General features: G+C 22.1%; 10 protein-coding genes. 4 read left to right on the top strand and 6 right to left on the bottom strand.

Annotation, left to right across the window (positions count from 1 at the left end; translation table 11 throughout):
- Nucleotides 1-274: 274 nt before the first annotated feature.
- The 3 genes from nrdA to yfaE all read left to right on the top strand — a co-directional run bounded on the left by nrdA (nt 275) and on the right by yfaE (nt 4,050).
- Nucleotides 275-2,566: a class 1a ribonucleoside-diphosphate reductase subunit alpha gene (nrdA, locus tag AB4W75_RS00825; RefSeq protein WP_367679572.1), complete on the top strand. Its 2,292-nt coding sequence runs from the start codon at nt 275-277 to the stop codon at nt 2,564-2,566.
- Between the two features lie 85 nt (nt 2,567-2,651).
- Complete coding sequence (nrdB, locus tag AB4W75_RS00820) at nt 2,652-3,782, top strand: class Ia ribonucleoside-diphosphate reductase subunit beta (RefSeq protein WP_367679571.1); 1,131 nt, start codon at nt 2,652-2,654, stop codon at nt 3,780-3,782.
- Entirely contained in the window at nt 3,736-4,050 is a 315-nt protein-coding gene (gene yfaE / locus AB4W75_RS00815) for a class I ribonucleotide reductase maintenance protein YfaE (protein WP_367679570.1), read from the top strand. Before nrdB ends, yfaE begins: the two co-directional genes overlap by 47 nt.
- An 81-nt stretch (nt 4,051-4,131) precedes the next feature.
- Here yfaE and pta read toward each other — a convergent pair whose 3' ends face one another.
- The 5 genes from pta to prfA all read right to left on the bottom strand — a co-directional run bounded on the left by pta (nt 4,132) and on the right by prfA (nt 11,540).
- Nucleotides 4,132-6,285 (bottom strand): phosphate acetyltransferase, encoded by a 2,154-nt coding sequence (gene pta, locus AB4W75_RS00810; RefSeq protein WP_367679569.1) that lies wholly within the window; start codon nt 6,283-6,285, stop codon nt 4,132-4,134.
- A 74-nt stretch (nt 6,286-6,359) separates the two neighbouring features.
- A complete protein-coding gene (locus tag AB4W75_RS00805; protein WP_367679568.1) occupies nt 6,360-7,571 on the bottom strand; it encodes an acetate kinase in 1,212 nt (403 codons plus the stop codon).
- Nucleotides 7,572-8,754: 1,183 nt separating this feature from the next.
- Nucleotides 8,755-9,564: an invasion regulator SirB1 gene (sirB1, locus tag AB4W75_RS00800; RefSeq protein ID WP_367679567.1), complete on the bottom strand. Its 810-nt coding sequence runs from the start codon at nt 9,562-9,564 to the stop codon at nt 8,755-8,757.
- Nucleotides 9,565-9,622: 58 nt separating this feature from the next.
- A complete protein-coding gene (gene prmC / locus AB4W75_RS00795) occupies nt 9,623-10,456 on the bottom strand; it encodes a peptide chain release factor N(5)-glutamine methyltransferase (protein ID WP_367679566.1) in 834 nt (277 codons plus the stop codon).
- 4 nt (nt 10,457-10,460) lie between these two features.
- Nucleotides 10,461-11,540 (bottom strand): peptide chain release factor 1, encoded by a 1,080-nt coding sequence (gene prfA, locus AB4W75_RS00790; protein WP_367679565.1) that lies wholly within the window; start codon nt 11,538-11,540, stop codon nt 10,461-10,463.
- A 1,067-nt stretch (nt 11,541-12,607) separates the two neighbouring features.
- Here prfA and AB4W75_RS00785 point away from each other — a divergent pair.
- Nucleotides 12,608-13,555, top strand: a complete 948-nt coding sequence (locus AB4W75_RS00785; protein WP_367679564.1) for a ribose-phosphate pyrophosphokinase — start codon at nt 12,608-12,610, stop codon at nt 13,553-13,555.
- Between the two features lie 308 nt (nt 13,556-13,863).
- Here the strand turns inward: AB4W75_RS00785 and folC are convergent, their stop codons facing one another.
- Nucleotides 13,864-15,141 (bottom strand): bifunctional tetrahydrofolate synthase/dihydrofolate synthase, encoded by a 1,278-nt coding sequence (gene folC, locus AB4W75_RS00780; protein WP_367679563.1) that lies wholly within the window; start codon nt 15,139-15,141, stop codon nt 13,864-13,866.
- Nucleotides 15,142-15,399 lie beyond the last annotated feature (258 nt).

The following is a 15,399-nucleotide window of genomic DNA, read 5'->3' as shown; positions in this document are numbered from 1 at the left end:
GACTAAATTATAATTAAATTAATTACTATAATTAAAAAAACTACAATTATAAATAATATAAATAATTATACTTTAATTAATTATTTACAATTTATAAAGTATTTAACTTAAATCACATATTATTAAATGATTATTAATATCTATATTATTTGTAAGCTCTACAATAAAACAATTATTCTAAATAATACATATTGTTTCTTTTCTATTTAATACAATAAACATGTGTATTTCTTTTTAATACACTTACATCCTAATATAAATAGGAATACACTACATGAAACAAACTATATTTGTTACCAAAAGAAACAATCAACAAGAATTAATTAATTTAGAAAAAATTCATAAAGTATTAAATTGGGCAGCAGAAGGACTACAAGATGTATCAGTGTCTCAAGTAGAACTAAAATCACGTATACAATTCTATAACGGTATTACTACAATTAATATTCATGAAACTATTATTAAAGCAGCAGCTGATCTTATATCTCAACATTCTCCTGATTATCAATATATGGCCGCTAGACTAGCTATATTTCATTTAAGAAAAAAAGCATTCAATCAATTTGAACCGCCAACATTATACGAACATGTAAAAAAAATGGTAAAATTAGGTAAATATGATCAACAACTACTGATAAATTATAATAAAGATGAATATCATCTTATGAATTCGTTTATAGATCACTGGAGAGATATGAATTTTTCTTATGCTGCTGTTAAACAATTAGAAGGAAAATACTTAGTACAAAATCGTGTTACTGGAAAAATTTATGAAAGTGCTCAATTTCTTTATATTTTAATTTCTGCTTGTTTGTTTTCTAAATATCCTATTACAACAAGAATGCAGTATATTAAAAATTTTTATAATGCTATTTCTACATTTAAAATTTCTTTACCTACTCCTATTATGTCAGGAGTAAGAACACCAACTAGGCAATTTAGTTCCTGCGTTTTAATTGAATGTTCAGATAGTTTAAATTCTATTAATGCTACAACTAGTAGTATTATTAAATACGTTTCACAGAGAGCTGGGATAGGTATCAACGCTGGACAAATTCGTGCTTTAGGTAGTCCTATTCGTTCTGGAGAAGCTTTTCACACTGGTTGTATTCCATTTTATAAACTATTTCAAAGTGCAGTAAAATCATGTTCACAAGGTGGGGTAAGAGGAGGTGCAGCTACTATTTTTTATCCTATTTGGCATCTTGAAATAGAAAGCTTGTTAATACTAAAAAATAATAGAGGAGTAGAAGAAAATAGAGTACGACATTTAGATTACACTGTTCAAATTAATAAATTAATGTATCAAAGAATGATCTTAGGAGAATATATTACTTTATTTAGTCCATCAGACGTATTAGATTTATACGATTCATTTTTTTCTAATCAAGAAAAATTTGAAAAATTATATCATCAATACGAAAATAACAAAAAATTAAAAAAGAAAAAAATTAAAGCTATCGATTTATTTTCTTTAATATTACAAGAAAGAACTTCTACTGGAAGAATATATATACAAAATGTTGATCATTGTAACATACATAGTCCATTTAATCCAATGTTTGCTCCTATTAGACAGTCAAATTTATGCCTAGAAATTACGTTACCTACTAAACCTCTTAACGATATTAATGACAAAAATGGAGAAATTGCGTTATGTACGTTATCAGCTATTAACTTAGGTAGCATCAATGACCTAAAAGATATCAAAGAACTATCTAATCTTATAGTACGTGCTCTTGATTCAATACTAGATTATCAAAATTATCCAATAATTGCTGCAGAACAATCTGCAATAAAAAGAAGATCTTTAGGTATTGGAGTCATAAACTTTGCTTACTATTTAGCAAAAAACAATGTCAAATATTCTGATAGTAGCGCTAATAAATTAACTCATAAAACTTTTGAAGCTCTACAATACTATTTATTACTTGCATCATGTCAATTAGCCAAGGAAAAAGGATCTTGCTCGTTATTTTATCAGACTAATTATTATAAAGGTATTTTACCAATAGATACATATAAAAAAGAAATTGATAATATATGTAACGAACCATTACACTTTAATTGGGAACTGTTAAGGGAAAAAATTAAAAAATATGGATTAAGAAACTCTACATTATCTGCAGTAATGCCTTCTGAAACATCTTCTCAAATATCGAATGCTACTAATGGAATTGAACCTCCAAGAGGATATATTAGTATTAAATTTTCTAAAGATGGTATACTAAAACAAGTAGTTCCAGAATTTAACAAATTGAAATCAAAATATGAATTGTTATGGGATTTACCAAATAATACTGGATATTTACAATTAGTAGGAATTATGCAAAAATTTATTGATCAATCTATATCTGCCAATACTAATTATGATCCAAAAAAATTTTTACATAATAAAATACCAATGAAGAATCTTATACAAGATTTACTTACCGCATATAAATTAGGATTAAAAACACTTTATTATCAAAATACAAGAGATGGAGTTAATGATGAATTCCACTCAGATAACACTTATTCTATCAATAAAAATGAACATTGTACTAGCGGATCATGTTATATATAATTAATCTCATATACATCTTATCTATATATTAGACAAAAATAACTGATTCATTTTTATATATTCTTATATTAATTAGGATTATTTAATGAAATACAGTACTTTCTCACAAAAAAAAAATAATCAATTGAATGAACCAATGTTTTTTGGACAATCAGTTAACATAGCTAGATATGATCAACAAAAATATTTAATTTTTGAACAATTAATTGAAAAACAGCTTTCTTTTTTTTGGAGACCAGAAGAAATTGATTTATCTCAAGATAGAATTGATTTTCAAAAATTACCTGTACATGAAAAACATATTTTTCTTAGTAACTTAAAATATCAAACCTTACTAGATTCTATTCAAGGAAGAAGCCCAAATGTATCTCTGTTACCAATAGTATCTATTCCTGAATTAGAAACTTGGATTGAAACATGGTCATTTTCAGAAACTATACATTCTAGATCATATACACATATCATTAGAAACATTGTTAATCAACCTTCATTAATATTCGATGATATTATTGAAAATACATTTATAAATACTAGAGCTAGAGATATTTCTAATTATTATGATGATTTAATTCATATGATTTATTACTGGAACTTAATAGGAGAGGGTGTTCATTATATTAATAACAAAATGATTACTATTAATTTAGAAACTCTTAAAAAAAAATTATATTTATGTTTAATAAGTGTAAATGCACTGGAAGCTATTCGATTTTATGTTAGCTTTGCTTGTTCTTTTGCATTTGCTGAAAGAGAGATTATGGAAGGTAATGCAAAAATTATTCGATTAATAGCTAGAGATGAAGCCTTACATCTAACAGGAACTCAACATATTATTAACATATTACAAAATCATAATAATAATGAAGGGATGGCTCATATTTCTAATGAATTACAAATAGAATCATCAAGAATATTCATTAAAGTAGCAAATCAAGAAAAAAAATGGGCAGAATATTTATTTAATAACGGATCTATGTTAGGACTAAATAAAGATATTTTATGTCAATATATTGAATATATTACTAATATCAGAATGCAATCTATAGGATTAAAACCAATTTTTTCCAATTTATCTAATCCTATTCCATGGATTAATTCTTGGTTAAATTCAGACAGTGTACAAGTAGCTCCACAGGAAACTGAAATCAGTTCCTATTTAGTTGGACAAATTGATTCTTCAATTAATGATCATGATTTTAAAAAATTTAAATTATAATATGAAAAATTATTGCATAAAAATTATAGGTAATACTAATAAAATTATTTTTTATAATACAAAAAGTGTACTATTATCTATTTTAGAAAAAAATAAAATTAAAATTAATTATCAATGTAGATATGGATACTGTGGATTATGTAGAGTAATTTTAAAAAAAGGAATTGTGAGATATATATTTATAAAACCTATAGCATATGCTCATCCTGGAGAAATTTTTCCATGTTGTTGTATAGCTATGAATAATATTACTATTACACTATATTAATAATAAAAATAAAAAATATATTATGCATATCAAATGCTTTCTCATATATATATTTAAATAAATAACATTACATTGATTTTATTAAATATTAGAAATAATAGTATTATTAGATTGAATTACAGTTAACGCAATAGTATAAATTATATCTTCTACTGATGCTCCTCGAGATAAATCATTAATTGGTTTTCTCATTCCTTGTAACATAGGTCCAATGCACATAATATTAGCTGAACGTTGTACAGCTTTGTATGTTGTATTGCCTGTGTTTAAATCAGGAAAAATTATCACTGTAGCATTTCCAGCTACTATAGAATCAGGTGCTTTAATATTAGCCACATCTAATGCCATAGCTGCATCATACTGAATAGGTCCATCTATTATAAAATTAGGTCTCTTTTCTTTAACGAGTAATGTAGCTTGTCTAACAAGCTCTACTTTTTTACCTATTCCTGAAGTACCAGTAGAATATGAAATCATGGCTATTTTTGGTTTTATTCCAAATAGTACTGCTGATTCTGCAGATTGAATTGCTATTTCAGATAATTGCTTATAATCTGGATCAGCATTAATAGCACAATCAGCATAAATACATGTTCTATCAGGTAATAACATAAAAAAAGCAGAAGAAATTAAAGAGTAACTCGAAGCCATTTTTATTAATTGTAAACCTGGTCGGATACTATCAGCAGTTGTATGTACAGCCCCTACTACTAATCCATCTACATCACCTAATTCTAGCATTAATGTACCTAATACAATATCATTTTTTATATGCTCTAAAGCCATAAATTCATTCATACCTTTATGTTTTCTTAATTGAATTAAACGATTAACATAATTTTTTGAAATATGTGTAGGATTGATAATACTAATATTATTTCCTAATTGAATATTATTTTTTAAAGCAATATTAAAAATTATTTTTTTGTCTCCTAATAAAATACAATCTGCAATACTATTATTACTACAAAAAACAGCAGCTTTAATTATTCTAGGTTCGTATCCTTCTGGTAATAAAATTCTTTTATGTAATGATTTTTTTGCTAAATTTCGAATGTGATATCGAAATTCTATTGGAAAAAAATAATTTTTAATCTTACATGAATTTTTAAATGATTGTATCCATTTTTGATTGACATAATTTAAAATAAAATTTTGCGCATAAATTAAATGTTTAATACTACTCGTTACAGTATATAAATTAAAGTATTTTAAATAAGATAAAAAAAATAAAGTATGATTACTTGTAAAAATTACAGAAAGATTAGTTGTTTTTACTTGTGTAATAAAATTTTTTATATAATCATAGTCCAAATTAAAATTAGTAATGACTAATAAACTAATTTTATTACGTAATTTTGAATATTGTAATAAATTACATAAAAATTTTTTATTTACAGCAGAAACAATAACTAATGCATTATAATTAATATTATTGAAACTATAATCATAATCATGTTGTTTTTCTATTAATGAAATTGATTGTATAATATTTTTATGAATATTTTTTTTATTAATATAATCTAATTGTAAAAAATTACATAAATCAATTACTGGAATATAAATTAATGAAAAATTTAAAGGAATAGAAAATAACAATTTTATTCCGGTATATTTTATAAATAACTGTATATTGTTTATCTCTTTGGTTGGTATACCAAAATTATTAAAAAAAAGTAAAGAATCAAATTCCTTATATATTATATCATGCTCAATTACTTTATTGAAAATAATACCTGAAATATTAATTTTTCTACTTACACCATATATATTTTTAATAATACTAATTTTTTCTTGTAAATCAAATATATTATTATTTATAACCGAAACAAAAATTATTTCTATATTTAAATTAATTGCAATATCATAATTAATTTTATTGATTAATATACTGTTATTTTTTGATTTTATTCTATTTACTATAATTAAATCTGTATGTAATATTTTTTGATTATAATCTTCAAATATTTGATCCATTAGTAAAGAATATTTATGTGTATGATGAATATCATCATAATAAATATCATGTATTGAATAAACAACATTAATATTGTTATTTTTTTGCACAACATGAATAAAATCATTTACATCACTATCAAAAACAATGTTCTTTAAAATTGGTTGAAAAATAGTAAGTTTTAAATGTTGTTGTTCAATAGCCTTAATAATTCCTAAAGTAGTTACTGTTAAACCAACATTGTTTCCTAATGGAATTAACATAATAGAACGTGTCACAATAGCTCTCTTAATTAAATTATCTTAAATGAATATACTAAAAAATATATTATATATATAAATTTTTTTTAATACTACGAATATATACATTGTATAGTTTCTTTAGCTATAGCTAGTTCTTCATTGGTAGCAATAACTAATATTGGAATACTATGTTCTGAATTTATAAAAAAATTTGTTTTTTTCATAATTAAATTATTTTTCGATATATCAATAGATAATTCCCCTGATAATGATAAATTATCTATAGCCAATTTTCTAACTAAAGAAGAATTTTCTCCAATTCCACCTGTAAATATAACTGCATCTAATCTACCATTCATTAAAGAAAAATATGAAGAAATATATTTTCTTAAACGATAACAAAATATATCAATTGTATTCTTCGCTTGTTTATTTATTTCATACTGACTTTCGATATTTCTAAAATCACTACTAATATCGCTTAATCCTAATAAACCAGATTTAAACATTAAAATATTATTAATCTCATTTATAGAAATATTTAATTCCTTATGCATAAAAAAAATGATAGAAGGATCAATATCACCACTTCTGGTCCCCATTACTAATCCTTCTAATGGTGTTAAACCCATCGAAGTATCGATACAAATTCCATTTTTAATAGCAGATACAGAAGCTCCATTTCCTAAATGACAACTAATAATATTTAATGTATTTAACTCTTTATTTAAAATTGTAGCTGTTCTAAACATAACATACTGATGACTAATGCCATGAGCACCATATCTTCGAATTCCATGTTTAGAATATAGAAAATAAGGAATTGCATATAAATATGCTTTCTTAGGAATTGATTTATAAAAAGAAGTATCAAATACCGCTACATTTTTTTTAGATAAATGAGGAAATAATTGTAAAGTTAATTGAATACCTATTAAATTAGCTGGATTGTGTATAGGAGAAAATATAATTGCTTTTTTAATGTCATCAATGACTTGTTGATTAATTATTGTTGAATCATTTAATTTTATTCCTCCATGCACAACTCTATGTCCTATTGCTACAATATTAGAAAAAATATATGATTCTTTTTCCAAAATTTCTGTAATTACAAACTTTAATATATCTTTATTAGATATTGTATCCTTAAATGTCTTTTGATACTGAACATCATTACAAATCCATTTTATCTTCACATTAGATAAATATAAACATTCTACTATTCCAGACAAATAATTCTTGTTATCATAAGGATTTATTACAGCAAACTTAAAAGAAGAACTACCGAAATTTAAAACAAATACTAAATGTTTTACTTTCATGTTATTATTTAAAACTAGTATGTATTTTGAAAATAAATTAAATTTATATCAAAATAAAAAAATATATAATTAATTTTATATTATTTATTTTTAAAAATCTATATTAAACGAAATATAAATAGAAAAATAATTCTAACAATGAAACAATATTATTATTGTTTTATTATATAAATTAAAATAAAAATTTTAAAATAATAAAATAAATAGTTTTACTATTTAATTAAAAATAATAATATTATCTATTAATTATTATGAATTTAATAAAATTCATTTTATTTTTTTTAATATAATTTTTTAATATAATTATATATATAGTAAAACTACATAGTAGTTATACAAATAAGAACTATTATAGATATATAATCTAAAATAATATTTATATATATAATATATTAATTAACAACATAATATATACAAGATGATAATTAAAATCATTGTGAAAATATAAAATAATAAAATAAATACATTAAATTTATACATCAAAAATTAAATAAAAAAATGTTATTAAATAATATAAAAAATGAATACTAGTACAAAATACTACATAAAAAAAAAATTGATATATTCAAATTAACTATTTAAAAAAAACATATTGTATATATTATTAATAATAAAAAATTATTTCAAAAAGTATAAAAAATATTAAAATAGTTGTATTAAATCAAATTTATTACAATAAAAAAATAAATAAAAAAAGAAAAACTATATTACAATAATTTAATATTTTATTTATTGTATGTATATTTAAATAATACAATTCATTTATTTGCAATGGTTATCAATTTAATTTATTTTAAAATACATGCTCTTAAAATAACTTATTATTTAGTATAATTATTCTAAAAAATATTAATTTTACCAAAAAAGATTGAAAACAAAATAAATTTGTAAAATGAAAAATATTAATAATTACATAATTATAAATTATTTATTGAAAATATTGATAATTATTAATTATTAATTTATATTAAAAAAAAAATTATTAATATATATATAGATATCAATCAAACTATTATTTTTACATGAAAATAAGTTAAATATAATTAAAACATATTATATGCAACACAATTATAAATGTTTACTTTTCACATAAATTATTAATACAATTTAAAAAAATTCATTATATATATTCATATTATAAATATACTATTTAATACTAATCAAAAGTAAACATATCATTTCTCTAATGCAAAATAAGTTTTTTTTGTTCAATAGAATGAATTTGAACTTTTATAATTTCACTAATAGGATCTTCTGGACAATGTTCTACGAAATAAATTAAATCAGCTAGTGCAATATGATCACAATCTAATTGAGCATAAATTAAACCTCGATCACGAATTTCATATGGATCATTAGGATTAATTTTTAATAAAACATGAGAAACATTTAATGCTAATTCCATTTCTTTTTCTTCCATTAATGCAGATTTTAAAGTATTTAACATTTTTTTTATAACATGAGACAATGTTGCTGTTTTTAAGTCATTGGAATATAATTCTGCAGTAGGGCTAATATTTCCTTTTAACCATACTTCTAAAATATGTTTATCTAATATTTCACCATTGAATGGATTAATTAAAACAGTTTTTCCATCTGATCCGTCACATCTCAAAATTAATTGAGTAGGGAAAATTACTGGTTCTAAAGGAATATGTAATTCTTGAGCAATATGTAATAATATTACACCTAAAGATACTGCTGTTCCTTTACGAGTACGTAATACACTATCAATCCACAATACTTCAGATAATTTATAAATCCCATTAGCTGGTCCAAACTTCCAATAAACATAAAAAATTTCTAACAATTTATTTAATTTTTCATCTACTTTAATACAATTAGAAATATATAACTCCATTTCTTTAGTTTTAGATTGTAATTCTATCTTTACGTAATCTACAGGAAAATCTTCTCGAATAGAACTAAAAGTTGTAATAATTGATTCTAATAATGTTTCTTTTACAACATTTGTAATAGGTGTAAATGTCATATTCTTTCCTTTATCATAAATTAATATATTTCATTAAATATAATGTAAATGTAAATTATTATTTTTTTTGTCCAATAGTTACACGATCATGACCACTATAATCTTGATATGTTTTTATATTAATAAAGTCGTTATATTTAAATAAATTTTGTACCCTATATTTTTGATTCCAACCATGTTCAATTAATAACCATCCATGTGAATATAAATAATTTTTAGCATTTTGAATAATATACATTATATCACCTAATCCACAACTATGAGATACTAAAGATTTAATTGGTTCATATTTTAAATTATTACGAATAATAGAATATTCATTAATACTAATATATGGTGGATTACTTACAATAACATGAAACAATTTTGAATTTATAGAAGAAAACCAATCACTACAAATGAAATGCACATTTGAAATCTGCAATATTTTAGCATTGTATTTAGAAATAGTAATTGCTGATTGCATACAATCAATACCAGTAATGTGACATTCTTTTTTTATACTAGCAATAGATAACGCAATAACTCCAGAACCAGTTCCTAAATCAAGTATGTTAGCTACATTAATAGTTTGTAATTTATATAAACATAATTCAACTAATATTTCAGTTTCTGGACGAGGAATTAATACTTCTTTAGAAACTTTAAATGGTAAAGACCAAAATTCTTGTTCTCCCAATAAATATGCAATTGGTTCACCTAAAGAACGTCTAATTATTAATTTTTCTAATTGAACTACTTCGTTTTCAGATAATTGATAATCATTAAATCCAATAATCCAACTTTTACTTTTCTTAATAACAAAACTCAATAAAATTTCTAAATCATATCTAGAATTATTAATATGAGATAATCTTTTACTTACTAATTTAAACCAATTTAAAATATTCATATAATTATATATTCGATAACAAAGAAAGCTGATCAGTATGATATTCTTGTAATATTGGATCAATTAAAATATCTAAATTACCTTCTAAAATTTCATTTAAAGAATACAAAGTTAAATTAATTCTATGGTCAGTTACTCTATTTTGTGGAAAATTATATGTTCGATTTCTATCTGATCTATCACCTGTACCTAATAAATTTTTTCTAATTAAAGATGTTTGCTTATTTCTTGCAGTTACTTCAGCAGAATAAAGTCTTGCTGATAGTACTGATAATGCTTTGGCTTTATTTTTATGTTGAGATCTTTCATCTTGACATTCTACTACATAACCAGTTGGAATATGAGTAATTCGAATAGCTGAATCAGTAGTGTTTACATGTTGTCCTCCTGCACCAGAAGAACGAAAAGTATCGATTTTTAAATCATTAGTATTAATTATAATTTTTTCTGCTTCTGGAAAAACAGGCATAATAGCTACAGTACAAGTAGAAGTATGAACTCTACCTTGTGATTCTGTTTGAGGAATTCTCTGAACTCGATGACCACCAGATTCAAATTTTAATCTCCCACATACATTAACACCATTAATTTTAGCAATTATTTCTTTATACCCACCTTTTTCACTAACACTACTATGTATTGTTTCTATATTCCAATTACGAAATTCAGCATACCGAATATACATTCTAAATAAATCACCTGCAAAAATAGCAGCTTCATCCCCTCCAGTAGCAGCACGTATCTCTATAAAACAACTTAAATGATCATTAGGATCTTTAGGTAACAAAAGTTTTTTTAATTTCATTTCTATTTCTTTTTTAGTGTTTTTAGCTAAATCTAATTCTTTCTTAGCTAAAGTAGAAATATCATTCTCTTGCACTAATAATTCATACGTTTGTATATCGTCTTTTATTTTTTTCCAAGATAAAAAACAATGTACAATATCCATTAACTGTAAATGTTCACGAGATAATAATTGAAACTGATTCTGGTTCTTTATAACATGAATATCAGACAACATGACTTCTAATTCTAAATATCTATGAAGTAAAGTTTCTAACTTAATAATAATTGAATTCTTCATATTTATGTATAACCCATTATATTATAATGTTTAAAATATATTTAAATTATAACTAATTTATCTTAACATAAAATATATTATAAATTAAATATATATACTGATTTATATATTATGTATGTATTTTGATTGAATTTAAAGTAAAACCATAATATCTATTTAATAGATATATCAAAAAATATGAAGTATTCTATAATTAATAATATATGTATATTAAATAAATAACTAAAAATATTCATCTTCCAACAAAAATTTTTAATATAAGTGAAATTTATATATAATATTTATATTAAATAATTATAAATAATAAAAATTAAGTAAAATTAATTTAAAAATCAATTTCTATAATATTTAATTGATATATTCATAATTAATAAACAACATATAAATATATATTATGATTACTTTTATTAAAATTATGTTTAATAATACATAAAAAAGATAAATTTAATTTATATATAATTACTATAAAACCAAAAGTATTATATAAATTTATACTAATCTTAAATATATTTAAAACATTTTATAACAACAAAAAAAATAAAATAAAAAATAAAATATTCTATTCAATAATTAATCTCAAATCTTAAATAAGATTATATTCTTAAAATTTTATTATGATAATACATTAATAACAAAATATTAATCATAATTACAATTAAATTATGATTAATATTTAAGAATTAATCAGTTGTAATTATAGTAAATAAATCTTATACACATTTAATTAATCTTAATTATTTATTAATTTAATAACAAAAATATTATAAATAATCTCTATATATTATATATATACTAAAATATAATATTATTAAGAATAAAACTAAAATATTCATTAAATTCAAAAAATAATTAAAATACAACTTTTTTTTTACCATAAGAATAAATTCTATTTTTTATTTTTTTTATATTATATATTGAATTATTTATATAATAAATAATTTATAAATATTAAAAATAAAAAAAATATTTATTAAAAATATAATTTAAAATAAAAATCATTAATTATCTATGAAAAAAGTGATACTATCTATTCAAAATAAAATTATTTTAAAAAAAGAAGAATGCACATGACAGATATGAAATTATTTTCTGGAAATGCTACACTAAAATTAGCTCAATCTATAGCAGATAAGTTATGTACTACTTTAGGAAATGCATTAGTAGGAAGATTTAGTGATGGTGAAATTAGTGTCCAAATTAATGAAAACGTTAGAGGTGGAGATATTTTTATTATTCAATCCACTTGTGCTCCAACAAACGATAATTTAATGGAATTAATAGTTATTATTGATGCTTTACGTCGAGCCTCAGCAGGAAGAATTACAGCTGTAATTCCTTATTTTGGATATTCTAGACAAGACCGAAGAGTCCGATCCTCAAGAGTGCCTATTACAGCTAAAGTTGTAGCTGATTTTTTATCTAACGTAGGTGTAGATAGAATCTTAACAGTAGACTTACATGCTGAACAAATTCAAGGATTTTTTGATGTACCTGTAGATAACGTTTTTGGAAGTTTAATTTTTTTAGAAGACATGTTAAAAATTAATTTAAATAATCCTATTGTGGTATCTCCAGATATAGGGGGTGTTATTCGAGCAAGAGCTATTGCTAAATTATTATACGATACAGATATGGCTATTATTGATAAAAGAAGACCTAATTCCAATGTATCTGAAGTCATGCATGTTATAGGAGATGTAGCAGAAAGAGATTGTATTTTAGTAGACGATATAATTGACACTGGTGGAACTCTTTGTCGTGCTGCTGAAGCATTAAAACAAAGAGGAGCAAAAAGAGTATTCGCATATGCTACACACCCTATTTTTTCTGGTAATGCACTAATTAATTTAAAACAATCACATATTGATGAAGTAGTTGTATCTGATACTATTCCTTTATTGAAAACTATTCAAAATTTAAAAAATGTAAGAACATTAACATTATCAGGAATGTTAGCTGAAGCTATTAGAAGAATTAATAATGAAGAATCTATTTCTGCTATGTTTGAACATTAAATATTTATACAAATAAATATGTGTATATATATAAAAATTATTTTCACTAAATTAATAATATATTTATACATATATAAAAGAGCTATAAATATATATTAATTATATTATCATATAAGTCTTGGGATACAATCCATTAATCTTAAGACTTAATAAAAACATATAATTCATATAAACAATTTTTTTTTATATTAAAATATTTAGAAATATACATTATAAATACAACCTATGATATAGTTAAATAACATTATATTTATCGATTAATACTATTAAAATGTATCGATAAGAGAAAAATTATTTTTACATATTATTTAAATGATATTTTTAGAGAACATAGATAATACTTCAGATACTGTTAAAAAAGATCCAAAAACTATAATAATATCACTCAATTGAGCATTATTTAAAGCTGATAAAAATGCATTTGAAATTTTGTTAAATACACGACTATTCGTAATAGGTAAATATTTTATTAAATCGCACCCTAACATACTTCTTTCACTATTAACAGAAGAGCAATACCAAAATTTAATTAAAGAAAGAAAAGGAGATATAGTACCTAAAATATCTTTATTATTTAACATTCCTACCACTGCATGTATAATTTTATCTTTTTTTATTTGTGATAACTGATGTGATAAATATTTTGCAGCATGTGGATTATGACAAACATCAAGAATAACTAGTGGTTGATTTAAAATAATATGAAATCTTCCAGGAATATGTGTACGTTTAACAACATTCGTAATAATCTTTTTCGATATATTAAAATTAGAAAAAGATAAAGCTGCAATTGATGTAGCTACATTTTCTAAAGATAATGAAGGAATAGGCAAATTATCAAAACATTTCTTTTTATAAAAAAAATCCCATGTATTATCATATATTTTCCAATTCCAATCATAACCTATTTTTTTTAATAAAATCTTTTTTTCTTTTACAATTTTATAAATACTATTTGGTATACATTGTTCAGCAATAATTGCTATTTTTCCAGTCCTAAATATACCAGATTTTTCATATCCAATACTATCTAAATCACTTCCTAAAACATCCATATGATCCATAGCAATATTAGTAATTACAGCTATATCTGCATCTAAAATATTTGTTGCATCTAATCTACCACCTATTCCAACTTCTAATATTAATACATCTAGATTTTCTTGTTTAAATATAAATAAAGAAGATAATGTTATGAATTCAAAATAAGTTAATTCAACTTTTTTACTTACTTTTTCTATTTCAGAAAAAGCTAATATATGTTTATAAGCATCAACTACATGTCCATTAATACGAATTCTTTCATTATAATGAATTAAATGCGGAGATGTATACAATCCTACACGATAACCGGATTCTAATAGTAATTGTTCTAACACTATACAACTAGTACCCTTTCCATTTGTACCAGTAACAATAAAAACAAAAGCATTAGTTTGTAATAAATTTAAATTATTAGCTACACACTTAACGTTAGATAAACTTTTAGTACTAATATTTTTACATTTTTTTTCTAAATACTGTAACCATACAGATAACTTAATATTATAACTCTCATCATTGTTGTTAATTATTTTTGTTTTCATAAAATCTGCTATATTTAATTAATATAAATTATAAATTTACTGTTTTACACATTAACATATATACTCAAATTACTATAAATATTATTATTTACAATTAATATTGAATTAATAATAAATGAAAATATAAAATATACAAAACAAAAAAAAATATTAAAATTTAAATATAAATAAAAACTATACATTAATATTTTTAATATTATCTTTCTATAAAAATAAAATATCAATTAAAATAAATGATTTTTTACTGCAAAAAAAAAA

Origin of the sequence: Buchnera aphidicola (Eriosoma lanigerum) (assembly GCF_964059125.1) — a bacterium.
In the GTDB taxonomy this organism is placed as follows: domain Bacteria; phylum Pseudomonadota; class Gammaproteobacteria; order Enterobacterales; family Enterobacteriaceae; genus Buchnera_D; species Buchnera_D aphidicola_C.
This window is presented reverse-complemented; position numbering and strand designations above follow the sequence as displayed.